Source organism: Bacteroides sp. OM05-12 (assembly GCF_003438995.1).
Taxonomy (GTDB): Bacteria; Bacteroidota; Bacteroidia; order Bacteroidales; family Bacteroidaceae; genus Bacteroides.
The window spans coordinates 76,119-97,927 of the sequence record NZ_QSUN01000004.1; the positions used below are offsets into that span (position 1 = coordinate 76,119).

13 protein-coding genes are annotated in these 21,809 nt (G+C 40.8%); 9 read left to right on the plus strand and 4 right to left on the minus strand.

The window, feature by feature from the left end; all coding sequences use genetic code 11:
• The first annotated feature begins 11 nt into the window (after positions 1–11).
• Both DXB63_RS05060 and DXB63_RS05065 read left to right on the plus strand, forming a co-directional pair.
• A complete protein-coding gene (locus DXB63_RS05060) occupies positions 12–1,085 on the plus strand; it encodes an alginate lyase family protein (RefSeq protein ID WP_122125316.1) in 1,074 nt (357 codons plus the stop codon).
• Between the two features lie 19 nt (positions 1,086–1,104).
• A complete protein-coding gene (locus DXB63_RS05065) occupies positions 1,105–3,318 on the plus strand; it encodes a glycoside hydrolase family 3 C-terminal domain-containing protein (RefSeq protein WP_122125317.1) in 2,214 nt (737 codons plus the stop codon).
• Positions 3,319–4,035: 717 nt separating this feature from the next.
• On the opposite strand, the gene DXB63_RS05070 is transcribed toward DXB63_RS05065, so the two are convergent.
• From DXB63_RS05070 to DXB63_RS05085, 4 genes are all read right to left on the minus strand, one after another.
• Positions 4,036–5,187 carry a PepSY domain-containing protein gene (locus DXB63_RS05070; RefSeq protein ID WP_122125496.1) on the minus strand — a complete coding sequence of 384 codons (1,152 nt, stop codon included), beginning with the start codon at positions 5,185–5,187 and terminating at the stop codon, positions 4,036–4,038.
• Positions 5,188–5,230: 43 nt separating this feature from the next.
• Complete coding sequence (locus tag DXB63_RS05075; RefSeq protein WP_122125497.1) at positions 5,231–6,661, minus strand: DUF4374 domain-containing protein; 1,431 nt, start codon at positions 6,659–6,661, stop codon at positions 5,231–5,233.
• A gap of 53 nt (positions 6,662–6,714) precedes the next feature.
• Positions 6,715–9,027 carry a TonB-dependent receptor gene (locus tag DXB63_RS05080; protein ID WP_122125318.1) on the minus strand — a complete coding sequence of 771 codons (2,313 nt, stop codon included), beginning with the start codon at positions 9,025–9,027 and terminating at the stop codon, positions 6,715–6,717.
• Positions 9,028–9,526: 499 nt separating this feature from the next.
• The gene (locus DXB63_RS05085) at positions 9,527–10,363 is read right to left on the minus strand and encodes a hypothetical protein (RefSeq protein ID WP_122125319.1); all 837 of its coding nucleotides are present in this window, start codon (positions 10,361–10,363) and stop codon (positions 9,527–9,529) included.
• 124 nt (positions 10,364–10,487) lie between these two features.
• Between DXB63_RS05085 and DXB63_RS05090 the strand changes: the two genes are divergently transcribed.
• The 7 genes from DXB63_RS05090 (at position 10,488) to DXB63_RS05120 (ending at position 21,799) form a co-directional block, all read left to right on the plus strand.
• Entirely contained in the window at positions 10,488–11,915 is a 1,428-nt protein-coding gene (locus DXB63_RS05090; RefSeq protein WP_178300559.1) for a CCA tRNA nucleotidyltransferase, read from the plus strand.
• A 496-nt stretch (positions 11,916–12,411) separates the two neighbouring features.
• The gene (locus tag DXB63_RS05095) at positions 12,412–15,240 is read left to right on the plus strand and encodes a carboxypeptidase-like regulatory domain-containing protein (RefSeq protein ID WP_122125320.1); all 2,829 of its coding nucleotides are present in this window, start codon (positions 12,412–12,414) and stop codon (positions 15,238–15,240) included.
• A gap of 15 nt (positions 15,241–15,255) precedes the next feature.
• Positions 15,256–16,608 carry a DUF4876 domain-containing protein gene (locus tag DXB63_RS05100; protein ID WP_369869578.1) on the plus strand — a complete coding sequence of 451 codons (1,353 nt, stop codon included), beginning with the start codon at positions 15,256–15,258 and terminating at the stop codon, positions 16,606–16,608.
• A gap of 9 nt (positions 16,609–16,617) precedes the next feature.
• Positions 16,618–18,135 (plus strand): DUF6850 family outer membrane beta-barrel protein, encoded by a 1,518-nt coding sequence (locus DXB63_RS05105; protein WP_122125321.1) that lies wholly within the window; start codon positions 16,618–16,620, stop codon positions 18,133–18,135.
• A 499-nt stretch (positions 18,136–18,634) separates the two neighbouring features.
• Positions 18,635–20,548 (plus strand): T9SS type A sorting domain-containing protein, encoded by a 1,914-nt coding sequence (locus DXB63_RS05110; RefSeq protein WP_122125322.1) that lies wholly within the window; start codon positions 18,635–18,637, stop codon positions 20,546–20,548.
• A 94-nt stretch (positions 20,549–20,642) separates the two neighbouring features.
• Positions 20,643–21,230 (plus strand): hypothetical protein, encoded by a 588-nt coding sequence (locus DXB63_RS05115; protein ID WP_122125323.1) that lies wholly within the window; start codon positions 20,643–20,645, stop codon positions 21,228–21,230.
• A gap of 11 nt (positions 21,231–21,241) precedes the next feature.
• Entirely contained in the window at positions 21,242–21,799 is a 558-nt protein-coding gene (locus DXB63_RS05120; protein ID WP_369869579.1) for a PepSY-associated TM helix domain-containing protein, read from the plus strand.
• Positions 21,800–21,809 lie beyond the last annotated feature (10 nt).

Genomic DNA, 21,809 nt, shown 5'->3' on the forward strand with positions numbered 1-21,809 from the left:
CTTTTTTTAATATGAAGAAAATAACAACAATTATTCTTTTTACTTTTCTGTGTTTCACTTACGGATATGGCAGCAATCACAGTATGCATCCGCTAAAGCAAATCAATTATGTAAAAAAGCAAATCAAGGCACAACAAGAGCCGTATTATTCAGCTTACCTGCAATTAATTCATGATGCGGACTCGATATTGAAGGCAACACACCATGCACTCGTTGATTTTTCAGTACCGGGATTCTACATTAAGCCGGAAGAGCACCGTGCCAATTCACTGGCTTTGCAACAAGATGCTTTTGCCGCTTATTGTTCTGCATTGGCATACATTTTATCCGGTAAAAAAGAATACGGCGAAAAGGCTTGTTATTTTCTTAATGCATGGGCTTTTACCAATAAGAAATACTCAGAGCATGACGGTGTACTGGTAATGGCATACTCCGGCTCCGGGCTACTGATGGCAGCCGAAATTATGTCTGATGATAAATTATGGAACAAAGAAGATAAAGAGGATTTCAGGAAATGGGTGAAACATATCTATCAGGATGCAACAAATACCATCCGCGTACACCAAAATAATTGGGCGGACTGGGGACGCTTCGGTTCGTTGCTGGCAGCTTCATTTCTAAACGAGAAAGAAGAAGTAGCCGAGAACGTTCGTTTAATTAAATCGGATTTATTCCATAAAATAGCCGCAGACGGAAGTATGCCCGAAGAAACCAGACGGGGAAATAACGGGATATGGTATACGTACTTCTCTCTGGCTCCAATGACGGCAGCATGCTGGATGGTCTATAACCTCACGGGCGAAAACCTTTTCAATCTGGAACAAAACGGGACATCCATCAAGAAAGCATTGGATTATATGGCCTATTATAATAAACATCCGAAAGAATGGAAATGGGATAACAACCCGAATACGGGAAAGAATGAAGTGTGGCCCAACAATCTGCTCGAAGCTATGGCAGGCATCTACAATGACAATTCTTATATAGAATATGTAAAAGACAGACGCCCGATTATCTATCGCACACATCATTTCTGCTGGACCTTTCCAACTCTTATGCCCGTATCACTAGGAAAATATCAGTAATTATATAATTCAAAAACAAATGAAGAAACTTTTTAAATTACTTGCTATCATCTGCCTGACAACTCCTGTCGTGGCACAAAACAATACGCCGGTCTATCTGGATAGCTCAAAACCTATTGAGCAACGAATCGAAGATGCTCTTCAACGGATGACACTGGAAGAAAAAGTAAAGCTATGTCATGCCCAGTCCAAATTCAGTTCTTACGGAGTGCCCCGTCTTGGAATACCGGAACTATGGATGAGCGACGGTCCGCACGGAATCAGAGAGGAAGTCCTTTGGGACGAGTGGAAAGGTGCTGCCTGGACAAGTGACTCTTGTATTGCTTTTCCGGCACTCACTTGTCTCGCTGCTACCTGGGATGTGGATATGTCCGCTTTATATGGCAAATCCATTGGTGAAGAAGCCCGCTATCGCGGAAAAGACGTATTGTTAGGACCGGGAGTGAATATCTACCGTACCCCTCTTAACGGACGCAACTTTGAATATATGGGCGAAGACCCTTATTTATCTTCCCGAATGGTGGTTCCTTATATTAAAGGTGTACAACAAAACGGTGTCGCTGCCTGTGTGAAACATTTCGCACTCAACAATCAGGAAAAATATCGCGGGCACATTAACGTGGAAGTGAGCGACCGCGCATTATACGAAATTTATCTACCTGCTTTTAAAGCTGCCGTTATGGATGGCGGAGCATGGTCTATCATGGGTGCATACAACCAATATAAAGGACAACATTGCTGCCATAACCAATATTTGTTGAACGACATTCTTAAAAAGGATTGGAAGTTTGACGGAGCTGTCATTTCCGACTGGGGAGGTGTTCACGACACTTATCAAGCTGCCAATTACGGACTCGATTTGGAAATGGGTACATGGACAGACGGATTAAGCTGGGGAAAGACCGATGCTTACAGTAATTACTATTTGGCTAACCCATTATTGGAAAAGATAAAAAGCGGGGAAATCAAAGAAGAGGTAGTTAATGATAAAGTACGCAGACTGCTCCGTATGATGTTTCGCACCAGTATGAATACGAACAAACCGTGGGGATCATTCGGTACGGAGGAACATGCTTTGGCAGGACGAGCCATTGCCCAAAATGGTATCGTACTACTCAAGAACGACAAGGATTTATTACCTATAAATCCGGATAAGACAAAGAAAATAGCCGTAATCGGTGAGAATGCCGTAAAAATAATGACTTTAGGCGGAGGGTCTTCTTCTTTAAAAGTAAAGTACGAAGTATCTCCTTTGGAAGGATTGAAAAACCGTATCGGCAATGCGGCAGAGATTACTTACGCAACGGGATATGCAAGTCCGCTAACCGATAAAAGAGATCCGAAATACGTTGTACCGGAAGGATATAAAGCACCTGACGCAGAGAAATTGATGAAAGAAGCAATTGATATTGCCAAAGATGCCGACATTGTATTATTCTTCGGGGGACTGAACAAAAACGAGAATCAGGATAGTGAAGGCACAGACCGTCTTAGCTATAATCTGCCTTACGGACAAGATAAGTTGATTACGGAACTGGCGAAGGTCAACAAAAACATCGCTGTTATCATTATCTCCGGCAATGCCGTAGCAATGCCTTGGGTAAAAGAAGTTCCATCTATTATGGAAGCATGGTTTAGCGGTACTGAATCCGGCAATGCCATTGCATCCGTATTAGTTGGTGATGTAAATCCGTCCGGTAAACTGCCTATGACTTTCGCCGTTAAGTTAGAGGATTATCCGGCTCATTTGGTAGGAGAATATCCGGGTGACAGCATCAATGTAAAGTACAATGAAGGTATATTCGTAGGTTACCGTTGGATGGATAAGAACAAAACTAAAACCTTATTCCCGTTCGGACATGGTTTAAGTTATACCAAATTCCAATATGGAAAAGCAACCTTATCTGCTCCGGCAATGAGAGACGGCGATGTACTGACTGTCTCCATACCTGTCAAGAATATTGGTAAGGTAAGAGGAAAAGAGGTTGTGCAACTCTATATTGGTGACGAAAAATGCTCAGTAGAACGACCTTTAAAAGAACTAAAAGGATTCAAGAAGATAGAGCTTGCTCCGAATGAAGAAAAAGTAGTCGAATTCAATATAACCCTTGACGATTTGAAATTCTATGATGAATCCGTCCATGACTGGAAAGCGGAGCAAGGTAAGTTCAATGTTTTTGTAGGCGCATCATCTACCGATATACGCTCTGCGGTGAACTTTACTTTGCAGTAATCAACTTAGTTCATAAAGGGTATCGAGGCTTACCCGAGATCATTATCGGTACTAAATATAAATCGGTTTTCAACATACGGTCGGTTGTCGGCAAACGATAGGAGTTTGCAAACAAAGGACCGTATGTTTGTTTTCAATCGACCGTATGTTTTTTTTCAATCAAGAGGTTGTATCAAACTATCTCAATTCCCCCGCTTGAGCGGGGGTAGGGGGTGTGTGATTTTTCTTTGCTTATTAAACTGTTAGAAAATTCACACACCCCTTAATCCCCGCTCAAGCGGGGAAACTTGGATGCTTTGACGTTTGACACATTACATTAATTATTTTCAAACCCGAAGAATCCGAAAAAGCTGCATTTTACTGACATCAATTCCTGTTATAACCGAGTTATCCACATTTATCTTTCAATCCTTCAGGTATAGCATTTCACCACTGACATACAGTTAGTTATCCTGAACCTTTATTCTATAAAAAGTTCAGCCAACCCCAAAGCATCAGTAGGAAAAATCAGCTTTGAGAAAACATGCTGAAGGATTCCATCATTCAGGATAACCAATTAACTATCAATATCAAACAGCCCGACTGAAGGATGAAGGTCATAGGCAGTAGTTACTCTGAGAGCAGGAAAAAAAGGAGATATTGAGCCCTATCGATATAAACTATCTTTGATATAAAGAAAACGTCCTTACAAAACACTTAATTGTAAGGACGTTTTCTTTAAATATTACCTATTATCCGAATTTTCCTGCGCTTTTGTCTCCATTTACGAATCCATAAATAGTAGCCGGTAATCGGCAATGCCGCACCTATCAGAGAAGCAATAAATGCCAATATCCGGGTAAACAGTCCACCCCAACTTCCTACGTGCACAGAATAAATCCATCCACGAATCTTATCGGAATTATCCAACTCCTTATATAAAACAGTTTCTGTAATTTCACCTGTACGAGGGTTATATTTATATTGATCCGAAGCACGCTGATTGCCTAACCTATTAAAAGAAACACTTGCAGAGCCTTTTGAAACAGTGATTTGCCGGAAGCCGGGATTTTGTTCGGAAAGTTGTTCGTATACCCGTTGCCAATTAGCATACGGAGAATGCTTTTCGCCTCCTCTCCCGTTTCTCTTCCCGTTTTCCCTACTCTTATCATCTGCTTTTCCGCCATGCGCATTGTTTTGTTGCATTTCCACACCGAATACTTTGTAAAATCCGGCACGATACCAAGGGAAAGACCATGTCAACCCTGTCAAAGCCATAACCAACAGCAGGACAAGGGCATACATACCACCCGCTACATGCAAGTCGTACCAAAAGCGCTTCCATCCTTTGTTTGTCGCTATCTTCAAACGATTCTTCAATACCTTCCTTGTTCTCGGCCACCAAATGACAATACCCGATATAAGTACAAATACAAACATCAATGTACTGACACCCACAATCAGCTTACCCACAAAAACACTACTATCCGGTTTCATGCTATCCAACAGCCAACGATGCATCCGGAACATGAAAGTAAAGAACGGCGCCCGTTCATACTTCCCTTTTATCTCACCCGTATATTGGTCTATGTAAACAGAGGCACGGCGGGGTTTGGACAGGTTTACCTGGTAAGCACGTTCCGGATCAGACGAAACAGTGATACCCGTCACGGAAACACTATCCGGCAAAGTTTCCGCCACCCTAGCCGCTAATTGCTCCATCGGCAAGGGGGCTGCCTCAACTTTCTCTACATAATAAAAATCATGGCGACATAACTCCATCACTTCTTTCTCGAAAACCAACGCCGCTCCGGAAAGGCAAATAAGCGTAATTATCAATCCGAAAGGAATAGAAAGCCACAAATGTATCTTACGGAATATCTTTTTCATCATACCGACAGGCACTTTATTTATATTATATGATACTACTTCTTTATTTTATCAAAGCAACTTTACCTACGGTAGACACATCATCAGCCTCTACAACCAAGCCCTTAACAGCTTCACCGGTCTGAGGATTAATCTTATAGAAAGTCGGTTTGGCACCATCTTCGGTTGTCAATACGGTTATATAGAAATGATTGCCTTCAAGATATGGAGAGTCACCGAAAGAAGAGATGATGCTTGTATCCGGCAATCCTTGAATCTTAATCAGTTTTTTCTCCGATGCTTTAAAGATAACCATTTCATTAGCCGGTGCACTCGTACCCAACTCTGTCACCTGCTCTATGCTGCAACCGTAATTGTTAAGCAGGAAATAGTCACCTCCCACATGCCAGCAACGGAACAGAGGATGCCCGGTAGCACCTTCCATTGTCTCAAGATTGCAATAGTATCCATCAAAATCAGTAGCACCCTTCGGTATGCGAACCACCCCCGAAGGCAATGTACCTTTTGCCCTCTTCAATCCGGTTGATGCATCGTCGGTAGTCGTACGGCCATAACCACCGGAAAAAGCATAGATATTACCATCATCGTCACTCCAGATAGTCTGATAATACTGTGAACGCAGACGACCACAAGCAAAACCAATCTTGTTGGTACGGGCAATAACCGGTGTTCCATCAAAGTTGTCTCCGCTATAAATTGCGATGAAAGCCGAATCCGGAATCTGCGTAGAAGGAATCTGACCCGGCGTATACGCACCACTACCGCTACCTCCTTGCTTTTTAGCAACATAATCCTGATTAAGGACACGTTCCGGCCAGGTGTTTACACCATAATGACTCATTCCCATCGGAATTATAGATGTATAGAGTTTGCCGTTGGCCTCCACGAAACCTGCCATAGTGACCTTTTCACCATTTCCCAAGTAATTTTCGGCCAAGATGTCCTTTGTATTCGTTGAAGTCGTTCCATCATTGGCATTCAAATAATTGAAAAGAAATCCCTGCGCCACATTGCCCTGTGCATCCTTTATCTTCGTATCTCCGGTAGAAACGGTGATTACATTTTCTCCCCATTTCCCATAAGAAGTAATGCGCTGGAATGAATAACCATATTTCTTTTGAGGTACATTATCGGCATCCAGGAAATAGCATCCACCGGTTCCGTTACTACCTTTATTATAGGTAAGGCCGAAAAAGTAGTTTTCGTCATAGAATACCCAGTAAGTAATCTCATCTTCAAATTCTTTACCGCTACCGTATACGGAAATCTCGCCTCCGTCCAAAGACTCGGCAGTCAGCAGATATGAAGTGGAATTATCACTGCTGCCGGCCGATGCCGGAATCACATAGTTGCCTTTAAACGTGTTACGACCGTCATCGAAAGAGTTTCCTTTCTCATCGTCGCAGGAAGTCAATAATACACCACCCACACACAAAACCGCTGCAAAACCAAATAACAAATGTTTCTTATTCATACTATTTCTAATTATATTTATACATTCAACTAAAGAATTGTCCATTTACTCTATCAACGTCCGAAATAAACCCGCACCTTACCATAAAAGGCACGACCGGCTTTCTGCAAACTAAAATTATCATACAACTTGGCATCTGTAAGATTCCGGCACTCGAAGGATACGTTATACCGACCGTTCTTTATACTATATCCTACCGAAAGGTTATGGGAGAATTGTTCGGGGACACGGATTTTAGTGGAAGAATCCCCCATTTTCTCCCAATACAGAGGAAACGCATGCTGATAATAACTATCCCACCCCACTGTCAGCACATTTCCTTTCACAAAAAGGTCATGCCAATAAAAGTTAACATCAAAGTTGGCATACATATAAGGTTGATTCGGCATACGTTGTCCGTAAACCAAAGAATTCTGTCCGGACCCTTGGGCGCGTTTCTTCTCTTTATCACGTGCGTCCAACTGATTAAATGTACCACCGATATTAAACCAGCGACTATAACTATAACGCAAAGAGACATTGAACCCTTTCGTCACCACCCGACCATGATTTTCATAATATCCATAACTGGAGCCTCCCACAGTAGAAAGACCACGCACAATATAATCGTTCGTATTACGGTAAATCAGAGTACCGTCCGCATACACTCCGTGCTTTCCGAATTGTTTATTATAGCTGATATTGAAATTCAGGTTATCACTGCGTTCCGGTTTCAGGTTTGCCCTGCCCGCTTCCAAATCACCATCACCGAAAAGTTCGTTCGAGCTCGGTAAGCGCAACGCCTTTTCATACGAGAGTTTCAGCTGTATATCTTTCAGAAGAAAATAAGTACCGGCAATTCCGTAACCGAATGAATGAACATCCCGTTTCACATAGTCGGTGCTCCCATTATCATTTAACTGTACGTTTCCCTCGCTATGCGAATTATAATATTTCCCGAAAGCTGAAAGATTCCAACGTTCCGAAGGCATCAGACGATAAGAAAGACCGGTTATATTCTTGCGGGTTTTAGTCGGGACATCAAAATCCTCCAGTTTCGAGTTTGTCTCAATCAGACTTCGACCGGTACGTTCAAACGAATTAAACACATGATTCAGGATAAACGAATGAATATTGCCGATTCGATAAGCAGCTGTAAACGTTGCATTCCAATTCTTGTTTTTCTGTTCACTGTATTGATTGGACTGTTCTCCCGCTGTTTTCCTGGGAATACGATCACCATACCAGTTATATTTCCACATCGCCGTATCCACATTCGTAGTGAGATTATGATTATAGTTGGCAGTTACGGTAACATCCAGACCTTTGGTAAACAAGTCTTTCTTAGTATATTCCAAAGAAGGTACAAACGAATGACCGTAACGGTGTTTCTCTCCGAATACAATTCTCTGATAAACCCCGGTTTGTATATCCTTGTAGAAATGGGAGTAGGCAAAACTAAAGAACAGACGGTCTGCCCATGATTTGCCCGCCAAACCGATTTTTCCGATCACAGCTTCGTTATGGAAAGTATCATTAAAACGCTTTACACGGCGGATAAGAGTCTCGTCTTGTGTAGAAGTATTGTTCTCATGGTTAAACTCTTCCACCCAATTATCAACATAATAATTATTATCCGAATAGTTTTGATAAGCATTTATCTCGTATGTAAAACCATTCTTAAATGATTGCCCGAAGTTTATATATGACTTGTGGGTATTAAAAGACCCATAGGAATAAGAAGCATCCAAAAACCAGTTACGCCTTTGCTTATTGGTAACGATATTGATGACACCTCCCAAGGCATCCGTACCGAAACCAACCGGAACCACCCCTTTATAAACTTCGATGCGTTCGGCAAAGTTGACCGGGATATTATTCAAATCGAATGCTGTACCGGCTCCTTCCTGTGGTACTCCGTCAATAAATACCTTGACATGCTTTCCGCTGAACCCGTCTAACATGAGTTGCATATCCGAACCTACGCCGCCGGACTCACGAAGTTTCATTCCCGGCAACTTTTGAAGGGCTTCGCTCAAATTCTTCGTCGTATTCTGCAACTCCTTCGTATCCACAGCTACGGCGTTGAATGCGGAACGTTTTACCCGACTGATACCCGTAGAGACAACCGTCACTTCGTCCAACTGGTGTGTCTCCGGACTTATCGTTATATTCAGTTTCAGTCTTTGCCCATCTACCAAGGTTACCGCTTGCTCTACAGTTTTATAGCCAATCGCCGAAACTACCAACAGATAGTTACCCGCAGGTGCAGCAACATGGTAAAGTCCCTCTTGATTGGTAATGCCTCCATAGTTAGTTCCTTTCAAGTGAACCGTTGCAAAGTCTACTATCTCTTTCTCGGTAGAAATAATTCTACCGGAAACCATAGTCCCTCCAAATCTATGTGCAGATACGGAAACAGTAAAAAGAAACAGGAATAATAAAAAGAATGAATATGTTTTCAATTTGCAACAATTATTATATTACTAAACATCGATGCAAAGGTCTTCATAAAAAGAAAACAAATCAATCACTAATTATAGGTAAAATAAACCACCGCATATTCGCTATAGTGATACGCGGCAATCCCCATTTATAGGGAATTTGCATTATATAATAAGGTTTACGAATAGTTCAGTCCGTCCCGACCGAAAACGCCTAAGGGGGCGATGCTCTACGCCTAAGGGAGCGATGTCTTACGCTCAAGGGAGCGTTAGCTAACGCTCCCTTGAGCGTAAGACATCGCTCCCTTGGACGATTGGAACATTTCCATACCGGATATAAAACCGTACTTACGCTTGAAGTTAACTGTACGGTAGATTGTCTATAAACAATAGGGTTGTGTCAAAACTAATCCGCGCCTAAAAGATAGGGAGTTAAGACTTTCTATTCCTTTGCCTCGCCGGAGTTACGTTCCTGTATTTTACGAGTTACAAATTCTATTTTCAAATTAGCTTCTTTCATCTCTTTCTTTATGCCTTCAATAGAAGCCAGAATCTGCGCAAGATTATAAACTTCGGCCACAGCCAGGCGGTCGGAAGGAGACATGGTAGTCGTATAATTACGGTCGCCGAGATATTCCACTTTAATATTATTATCCTTATTAATCGTAATAAATCCGATAACATTACCGTCATCCCCCAACTTATAATCCGCTTTCTCCGTTTTCACCCCCAAATCGGATGTTTCATAAATATCCTTTGATACCGGAGTCTGCGCAAAACTGCCGTCTTTCACACTCACTTTTACAGCCGTGTGATGAATATTGCCACTACCGCAATAAATAGAAGTCAAAGCCATTTGACCACGTTCATTGACCTGTGCGCGGAGATAAGTACGGTTGATGTTTTTCTCCACCGTTTGTGACGGATAAAAATAATTACCGATATCCTGATATGCCGTATCTTTCTCTAAAACATAGTTTCCTTTTATTGCCTCGAACTCCTTTTCTTTCTGTTGCAACATACTGTCCAGATACGTCAATGTCTGCTGCTGTTCTTTAAGTTCCACCTGCTGCATTAATGCGATACCTTGTTTTCGGGCTTCGAATGCTTTCGGATAAAGCAGTTTGATGCTGTCGATCTGAAGTTTCGCCTCATTAAAATCTCCGCCGGCCAACGCCTCTTGTGCATTTTGCAGACGCAATTGTGCTTTCTTCTCACCACCGTCGTCACACGCCGTCAATAATAACAACGAAAAAACCAAAAGTCCAATTTTCTTCATACCACAAATGTATTTAATAAACGCAAAAATACAATTTATTCCGCACACTTACCGATTACATCAATGAATTATTGTATTTTTGCACTCCCTTTTTATTAACAGGACACAGGGAAGCGGACAGATTATGGAGCAAGAGGAATTGAAAAAACACTTTGGTGACAAGATATTCAAACAAATTTCCGAGACAGCAGATAAACTTGGATTAGAATGTTATGTAGTGGGCGGATATGTACGTGACATATTTCTGAACCGTCCGTCCAAGGATATCGATGTTGTGGTAGTGGGCAGTGGAATCAAGATGGCAGAGACATTGGGTAAACACCTTGGAAGAGGAGCCAAAGTTTCCGTATTTAAGAATTTCGGTACGGCGCAAGTCAAATACCACGATACGGAAGTGGAATTCGTAGGTGCCCGAAAAGAATCTTACTCACATGACTCCCGTAAGCCCGTTGTGGAAGACGGCACACTGGAGGATGACCAAAACCGTCGTGATTTCACCATCAACGCCCTTGCCGTATGCCTGAACAGTGCACGTTTCGGAGAGCTTGTCGATCCTTTCGGAGGAGTAGACGACCTGAAAGAGAAAGTTATCCGTACCCCGCTTGACCCGGACATCACATTCAGTGACGACCCGCTTCGTATGATGCGCTGCATCCGTTTTGCCACACAACTTAACTTCTTTATCGAAGACGAAACATTTGCCGCCATCAGCAGAAATAAGGAACGGATCAATATTATTTCACGGGAGCGAATTGCCGATGAATTAAATAAGATACTTCTCTCCTCCCGTCCGTCCATTGGTTTCGTTCTACTGGACCAATGCGGATTATTGGAACTTATCTTCCCTGAATTTGCCGCAATGCAAGGTGTGGAGACAAAGAACGGACACGCCCATAAGGACAACTTTTATCATACATTGGAAGTGGTAGACAATATCTCTGCCAAAACAGACAACCTTTGGCTACGTTGGGCTGCACTTTTACATGACATAGGAAAACCGTCCACCAAACGTTGGGAACCACGTATCGGCTGGACATTCCACAATCATAACTTCATTGGCGAACGGATGATTCCCAATATTTTCCGTAAGATGAAACTGCCGATGAACGAGAAAATGAAATACGTTCAAAAGCTCGTAGGGTTACACATGCGTCCGATTGTCTTGGCAGAAGACATCGTGACCGATTCGGCAGTACGCCGTCTGCTCTTTGACGCCGGAGATGATATTGACGATTTAATGATGCTTTGCGAAGCGGACATTACTTCAAAGAACCAGGCACGCAAACAAAAATTCCTGGATAATTTCCGTCTGGTCCGCCAGAAACTCAAGGACTTGGAAGAGAAAGACCGTATCCGCAATTTTCAGCCACCGGTAAGCGGAGAAGAAATCATGGAAGTATTCGGACTTCAGCCATGCCGTGAAATCGGTACGCTTAAAACCTCTATTAAAGATGCCATACTGGACGGTGTTATCCCCAATGAATATGAAGCCGCTTATAACTTTATGATGGAAAAGGCTGCAAAGATGGGGTTAAAGCCTGTCAACAACTAACTATACATAGGTATTAGGAGGATTAAAAACCCTACAACCAGGTATTGTCTTCCTTTCCAGATTGCTCTACTTTTGTACATTACAATTAATGTACACAGACTAATGGTATTATTAAAGCAAACAAAGAAGAAGAGCAATCACAAGCACTTCACAAGAAACATTATTCTAGGGATTATTATACTCTGTACAGTTATTACCGTACTCATTCTCTCATGCACGTTTCACTCTTCCGAGGACATAGCCTGCAAGTGCCTCGACTGCATATTGAACAAAATAAGCGATGGCGATTACCTCTATAACCGTTATTTACCGATAGTCACTGTTTTTTGGATTATCATTATCTTTTTACCGATATATCTGTTCAAGCACAAGAAACAAAAATGAGATACCTATAAAGAGTGATTTTGCCACTGCTTTACAAATGAATATACTTATCTATGGTGATTGTTATCCTAAAGGTTGACTACTAACTTTGCAAGTTCAAAATGAAGAAAAAATGAATCACAAAGATACCATATTTGCTATCTTGCTACTTATAGGAACCTACCTAAATTCATATGCACAATCTTCCGACAAAATAGCCCTTAGCGGAAGTATTCGTGATATGCAAACAAAAGAGTCTCTTCCTTATGCTACCATACAGATAAAAGGAACTAAAAGCTATGCGGCGGTAGCCGACGATGAAGGAGATTTTAAAATAACCGGTATACAACCCGGAGAGTATGATATTATCGTTTCATATATCGGGTATGGTAGAAAACAAGAACACCTGACACTGCGAAAGAATCTTTTTCTCAACATCAAATTAAAATCCAATAACCTGCTACATGAGGTTATTGTCACAGCAACAGAATCATCAGGTCCGGTCACTTCTTCCAAGATTGACCGTCCTGCAATGGAGCATTTGCAACCTACCAGCTTTACCGACTTGCTGGAATTACTTCCGGGAAATATCTCCAAAGATCCGAATATGGGAGCAGCAAATTCCATCAATCTACGCGAAACAGGGACAACAGACAGCAATGGGAATACAAATAATAATCCGGATTATGCCATCACCTCTTTAGGAACCTTATTTGTGGTAGATGGTGCTCCCATTAATACAGATGCCAACCTACAATATTCTCCGCTATCAAACACATTCTCGTCTACAAGCGATAACAACAATACGGAAAACAAACGTAACATTACAAACAGAGGAGTAGATATGCGTTCCATCTCTACAGATGATATAGAAAGCGTAGAGGTCATACGAGGTATTCCTTCCGTTGAATTCGGGAATCTCACCAGTGGCGTAGTTAATATCAAAAAGATAAGAAAAGCCACTCCGCTTACAGCACGTTTTAAAGCCGACGGATATAGTAAACTAGCTTCTGTAGGGAAAGGGTTTGCAACATCAGGTAATCAAGATTTAATTATCAATATAGACGGAGGTTATTTAAACTCCAAAACAGACCCGACCAATAATCTGGAAAACTATCAGCGTGTGAATGCATCTCTACGTTTAACATGGAATTGGGAACACGAACGATGGACTATGAAATGGACTCCGGCATTTGATTATACCGGTTCATTTGATAACAGCAAGCAAGACCCGGATCTTAATTTCGGACGCATTGACGAATATAATTCCACTTACAACCGTGGTAGCTTCACCAATAACATGGAATGGAGATTTCCAAAACTCAATTTCTTAAAACTTATAGAACTGAATTCTTCCGTCAGTATACAACAGGATCGTCTGACGCAGACACGCCTGGTATCACCTCAACGCTATGGGTTGGTTCCTATCGGTATGGAGGCCGGCGAACACAACGCCCAACTAATATTTTCCGAATATATGGCCGATTATTTAAGCGACGGAAAACCGTTCAATGCTTTTGCAAAGTTGAAAGGTGAATTGAACTCCAGTCTGGCAGGCGTACGCAATAATATTAAGGTGGGAGGACAATGGGATTATACTAAGAACTTCGGTTGCGGACAAGTTTACGACCTTAGCAAACCTCTTTCCGCCACAGGTAACTGGGATTCCCGTCCACGTGCCTACAAGGACATACCTGCCATACAAAATTTGTCATTCTTCCTTGAAGATTTAGTAACCGCAACCATAAAAAAGAATAAATTGGAAATACTGGCGGGATTACGCAGTAACTCGTTACTAGGTCTGGACAAAGCCTATCTACTCCAAGGGAAAGTCTATTTAGATCCTCGACTGAATGCACAATGGACCTTTCCCGGCATACGCATAGGTCAGCATGATTTGGTTTTCGCACTGGCCGGAGGCATAGGATGGACCACAAAAATGCCAACCCTCAATTATCTATATCCGGACAAACGATACAACGACATTAACCAATTGGCCTATTATGATGATAAGAATCCGATTCAAAACAGTCGATTTACTGTAATGTCTTATATTCAAGACCAGACAAACTATAACTTAAAACCGGCACGCAATAAGAAGTGGGAACTACGTGCTGACATCAGCTATAACGGTAATCGTTTTTCCGTGAGTTATTTCCGTGAAGTCATGACTTCCGGTTTCCGCTATACAAATATCTACGCTCCTTACAATTATAAGGATTACGACGAGAGCGCTATCATAAGCAGTGAACTTACAGGACCACCTTTGTTGGAGAAAATTCCTTATACGGAAAAGAAAAAATTGGATTTTTACAAACACGCCGAGAATGGGAGCAAGCTGAACAAGCAGGGAGTGGAATTCCAATTTTCCTCACAGCGTATAAAGCCGTTACGCACGGCTATCAATATTTCCGGCGCATGGTTTCGTACAACCTACACAAATAGTTTACCGATGTATTATGCTGTCAATGACGTAGTAGACGAAGTTATTGTACAAGATAATTATATCGGGCTGTACAATTGGAACGACGGTCAGATAAATAACCGTTTCAATACCAACCTGATGTTTGATACACAGATTCCCGAATGGGGATTAATCTTCACTTCATCTGTTCAATGTATGTGGTATACAAAACGTAAATTACAGTGGAAAGACGGGATGCCCATTGCTTATCTGGATGTCACCGACGGTAAACTACATCCATATACGGAGGAATCAAAATCAGACGTTATTTTACAGCATTTGCTCAAATACTATAATGAAGATACATTCAAAGAGATGCGAGTTCCCATTGCACTTTATGTAAACTTCAAAGCTACAAAGAAAATAGGGAAATACTTACGGCTATCTTTCTTTGCCAATAAGTTATTAGACTATACTCCGGATTTCAAATCCAATGGCTTTACCATACGTCGTAATGTCGATCCTTATTTTGGTATGGAATTAAACTTCAGCTTATAATAAACATAAACAGATATGAATATGAAAGTCAGAATTATCTTATTAACCTTCCTTATTTGCATTATATCTATTGCATGCCAGGATGAAGCGGATATACCTCGTACTATAACCAATATTACAATTAAATATCCGGATAATGTACAAGCACTAAACATCAAAAAACAGATGCTTGTTTTTACGAATATCTCTACCGGAGCAAATATCAATATTCCCGTCGGAGAAGATTACAATCTACCGGAAGGTATTTATAATTGTTCCTATAAAGCAGATGTGACATACGAAACGACAAGCGAAGGAGCTGTCAGTGAACCGGGAAGCGGACAAGCAGGGGACGAACATCAACAACAACCCGAAACCGTCACTCATGACGGGAAACTTTCCGGTAAACTTGAATCAGTGAAAATCAATGGAAACGAAAAGTTGAACTTTACAATAGAAACATTCCTCTTTACCGATAATGACGATTTCATTATTGAAGAAATTTTCTTTACCGGTACTTTACGTGCTTCCGGTTCGCAATACTACGGAGACTCTTATATAAAAATATACAATAACACTGATCATGTACTATACGCCGATGGCTTGGCACTGACCGAATCCAGATTTAAATCCACACAGTATTTCGATTACACGCCTGATATACGAAAAGACACATTTTCCGTATGGGCCATTTATGTAATACCCGGTAGCGGGCAAGAACATCCTGTACAACCCGGAAAAAGCTTGATTTTATGCGATACGGGTATTGATCACCGTAATGCTAATCCTAATTCTTTCAATCTTAGTAAAGCGGGATTTGAATGGTATGATAACTCTACGAACCCTTCTCACATGGACATCGACAGTCCTACCGTACCAAACTTGGATAAATGGTATTGTTATACCCTGAGTTTCTGGGTGCTTCATAACAGAGGTTTTTGCTCTTATGCGTTAGCACGAATTCCGATTGATAAGGAAACTTATCTACGCGATTATTACTATACCTATAAATACACGATGTATCTACCGGCCGGAACATTCCCGATGCAACAGTCTGCCTATAAAATACCAAATTCATGGATTGTCGACGGTGTTAATTGCAGTGTAGAAGCAGCCCGTGTATGGGATATCCTGCCGGCCAACGTAGATGCCGGATGGACGCATTGCGGCACAACCGACAATGACAAGACACGTTATTTCAAGAGTGTGCGCCGTAAAGTTGCCGGATTTGAAGACGGACGTTGTATCCTCCAGGATACGAATAATTCCAGCGATGACTTCAATACCGAATGTATTCCTTCTATCATCGAACAGCAAGGTACGGCAATCAATGCGCAAGGTACAAAAGCCACTACAATAACATGGGATGGAATTATACCTAAAAACTAAAAAACAATCATGAAAAAGCCAATAGTCATTGCATTTCTGTTATCTCTTTTCTCCATCTTTCCACTTTCAGGTCAGACCGATATATCCATCATACAACGTATGGTGGAAAATCAATCTGACTATAGGCACTTTTTTAGTCTTCCTTATGGGAATCCTGCCATGAAATATGGAATGTACGAATATACTCTCAATGAGATCTCGGCAGGGGGAGAATACCGACATGAAAATCAACCGCTTATTATACAGACAGGTGACGGTTATCGTTACGGTCTGGTAAATGTTAAGTCCTTCATACGGAAAAAACGCAGTAGTATGTGGGGAGAAGCGAGCTATCGCAATGGTAAACAAATAAATCTGAAGTGGAATGAAACATCCGATTATCTTTTGCTCTATCCTTATGTAATAGGCGACACCATAGGTGGTAATCTTAAATCGGAACAATACGCTTTTAACGGAGGATATACGGCACAAACAGGCAAACTTATCTTGGGAGCAGATGCCTCTTATCATGCCACGATTGGTTACAGGCAAGTAGATCCACGTCCGCGTAACATTACTGGAAAACTTGATTTTACTTTTGGAATTGCCCTGGCGAATGTAAAAGGATACCGTCCCGGCATTTCTATCAATGCTTCCAAATACAAACAAAAAAACGATATCAAATTCTACAATGAGCAAGGCAATCCTACACTCTATCATTTCACAGGCTTAGGCACTGACTATTACCGTTTCAGGGGAAAAGAGAAGGAGACTTATTATAAAGGACGAATATTCGGAGGAAGCATTAACCTATTGCCCGAGAGCGGAAATGGTTTTACAGCAAATATATCATTCAATAACTTCATGTTTGAAAAAATCATATCCGCTCTCAACGAGTTGCCTATGGCAAAGGTAGATGAATATACATGGAAAGCAGAAGCAGGATATAAACAGAAGTTTCTTTACCGAACATGGGGAGTTAAAGCTGAATTTATAAATAAACACAGGAAAGGTACGGAAAACATCTTCGGAGATCCGGTCAATGATATTTATCCGCAGATTGCTTCCGCACAACAATACAGTAACAAACATATGGGATTTCTTATCTCCGGATTCTTTGAGAACACTAATCCTGAAAACATTATCTGGGCAATACGCCCTACCATCGGACTTAATGATATAGATACCCGTTATATCTATCCGGCACGTAAATCAGAGAGTGAAAGACTTTACTCCACTCTTTTTCTTCAAGCAGGTAAAAAGACAGGAAAATGTTTCTTTAGATTAATGGCTGATATATGTTATGACGCATCACTGAATGCCAATCTTCAATTACCCGATGATGCAGATAGTAGAATGTCGACCCCATTACTAAATAATTACCGCTTTCTAGCCTTCGATCATACTTTAATGAAACTTCAGTTACGGAGTGACTATGCCATTAACCGCCGCTGCGCTCTCTATTTGTCTGCATACTGGCAACGCGGATGGTACACGGAACAGATTCACACAGATAATGTATCGGTGGTGCTCGGAGTTGCTTTCTGATTAATTTTATGAGAATAATAATACCTGTTATTCAGCATACGGTCGATTGCTTGCAAACGATAGGAGTTTGTGAACAAAGGACCATACGTTTGTTTTCAATCGACCGTATGTTTGTAATCAAACGTCCTGATGTTTTTTTCAATCAACCTGATGTTTTAAAAAGCATCAAACTCTTATTTATTCAATCCTTCAGTTTGTAAATTACCATTTGATTATCAGCCTATTATCCTGAACCTTTTTCCGGAAAAAGATTCAGCCGACTGAAAGCGTTGAATAGCATACTGAATGATTCCATCGTTCAGGATAACTCATTCAGTATCAATGCAAATTTGACAAGCTGAAGGATGAAACTTATAGGCAATAATCAATCTGAGGGCACGCACAAAAACATTACTCACATATAGGTATTCCATACACCAAGAATAGTTCTTTATAGGTATTTCATGCCATTTTTCTTTATTGTTAATTTGCATCCTAGAATTTTAATAATAACATTCAAATGAAAAAGATTTTACTATTAATGGCATGTGCCATAAATTTAGCAACGGTGATGCAAGCCGAAAACGAGCCTGTCTATCAATGGGGAAAACTGACAGATGGAGCAGGCAGTGATAATCCGAGTGAAATAAAGGTAAATCGTGATGGCGACTACTTTATTTTTTCCACTTTTGCATCAAATGGAACGGAATCTCTCACCACAAGTTTTGGAGATGTTACAGTGACCGGTGCTCCAAACAGTGCAACATCAGGCAATTACAATTTTGTACTTTATAAGACGGATGCACAAGGAAATGTAGAATGGCATGTAAACAGCAATATGGGAGATGTTACAGCCAATTCATCTTCAGTTGAGCCCACATCGGATGGAGGAGCTTTATTGGCAATGAAAATACGTCATACAAACAGAAATGAGCATCAAAATGACATCATTCTCAGTATTGTAAGCAATGACGAAAGCGTACAATCCATCGAAAAAACTTATGAAGGAAGCTGGAGTTATGAAGGAGCATTAGTCAAGATAGATGCCAACGGTATTGTGGAATGGACTAAACTGATTGAAGAAGACCATACACAACAGGAAGATCAGAAGTATGTTCCTACTGACGGTCTGGATTTTTATGACATAACCACTGACGTAGACGGTAACTATTATATAGCCGGACGTTTTCGTTGTCCTGTCACCATAGATGAGCAGGTGCTTACTCCACGTAATATCGAAGGATGGACAGGAGATTCGCAAACACAAAACGGAGATATGTTTGTCTGGAAGATGGATAAGGACGGAAAATTGGTTTGGAATCTTACAACTACCGGAGATGCTATCACTTATGAAAGTGTAAAACGCATTACTTACTCGGAAGGTGCGCTCTATATGGTCGGAATGATTAAGGGAGATGAAACAAAGAGTGTGAAACTTGGAGAAATATCATTGACTCCTAATGCTTTTATCAACACTTTCACTGCCAAAATCACAACAGAGAAAAGAGTGGAATGGGCCAAAATCTATCCTTCAACAGCGTTTACAGACGGCAAAAGCAATAACCAGGTAGAAGCATTGTGCGTCCGCAAGGGTATTATGTTAATCGGAGGTGCATTAAAAGGAGGAATTTCAGCGGACGACCTGACAGTTGAAAGCGAAACAGCTTCTTTGCAAGGTTATGTATTGAAGTGTGATACAAAAGACGGTAAACTACTAGCGGTTAATTCACAAAAAGGAACAGGAATCAGTAAGATAACCGAAGCATTCATTACGGATAATCAGTTATTGGTATATGGATATCTGATGTCACAATCCTTATATATCGACAGCTATGATATGGATTTGAATAATGTCGTAAAAAACAATATAATTACCGGCGGCGGAGCCGCAACTTCATGGGGAGCCGCTCTTTATAACAATACGACTTTTTGTTATGCACGTGGAAGAGGAACTTTCGCATTAAGCGGAACAGATGATACATTTGCAACACAGGAATGGGGTGGTCTTGTTGCTGCTTATAACCTTCCGATAAATAACAGTTATACTGTAACCTACTTATCCGATGATGAATTTTACAAGAATGAGACATACAATTTCAATGAAACAATCACTGCCGCAGAGGCTCCTGAGAAGGAAGGTTTTGAATTGACAGAATGGGAAGGACTACCGAAAACAATGCCGGGTGTCGACATCGTTGTAAAAGCGATATGGCAGGAAAGACCTAATTCCATTAATGATAAAACAGCAGAAGATAACATAAAAGTATATGCATCTGCCGGGCAAATTATCATCAAGACACAAGAAGTGTGCCGCATCAATATATTCTCAGTAAACGGACAACTTTTGAAAACTATTGATATAAACGGTACTGAAAATATAAATATGCCGCAAGGTATTTATCTCGTAAATGGTAAAAAGGTGATCGTATATTAAGGATAACATCTTAATTTTAGTTTTTTAGATAATCCGGAAGAGTTTATGTCATTGATGATATAGGCTCTTCTTTAATAAAAAAAATAAAAAAAAAATGAGAAATTACAAATTGATAAGCCTTGCCGCAATACTGACATTGGCTATCGCGATAACAAGTTGTGGAAACAAACAAGCAAAATCAGAAACAACCGCTGAAGCAGTAGAGAGCAAGGGCATGGAGATAGATAGCTTGCTTGCCAATGCCGAAACACTTTCAGGAAAAGAAGTTACCATACAAGGCGTGTGTACACATACCTGCAAACATGGAGCTACAAAGATATTTCTAATGGGAAGCGATGATACACAAACCATTCGTTGTGAAGCTGGTGAATTAGGAAGTTTCAGTCAAAACTGTGTGAACAATATTGTAGAAGTTACCGGAAAACTGGTAGAACAACGTATTGACGAGGCGTATCTGCAACAATGGGAAGAAAAATTAAAGGCACAGACTGCTAAGAAACATGGAAATAGTGCCGCAGGTTGTGATTCTGAACGCAAAGCTCGTCAGGAAGAAGCAGTAAACTCTCCGGAAGAACGTATAACCAACTTTCGCAAACGTATTGCAGACCGTAATGAAAAAGAAGGTAAAAACTATCTGTCATTCTACTTTATCGAAGCTACAAAATATCAGGTACAAGAATAATGCACTTTTCAATGAATACCCTACGCCGATGGAGCAGGAACATACACAGAGAATTATCATTTTTCTTTGCCGGAATTCTCATTATATATGCCATATCAGGCATTGTGATGAACCATCGTAATAGTATTAATCTGAATTACAGTATCGAACGAAAAGAATATCGTGTTCAAGTACCTTTGCCTTCTCAAGAAGAGATAAAAAAAACAGATGTGCTTTCTTTACTTAAACCAATCGGTGAAGAAGTGAATTACACTAAACATTATTTTCCACGAAAAGGTATAATGAAAGTTTTCCTGAAAGGAGGTTCCAATCTGGTAGTAGATATACATAGCGGACAAACGACATACGAAAGTGTTACAAAACGTCCGTTCCTAAGTGCCATCACACGTCTACACTATAATCCCGGTCATTGGTGGACTTGGTTCTCAGATATTTTTGCAGTATCATTGCTCATAATCACATTTACCGGATTTTTAATCATCAAAGGGAAAAAAGGTTTATGGGGTATCGGAGGAATAGAATTATTAATCGGAATACTTATCCCACTGGTATTCTTACTTTGTGGATGAAAAATAAATC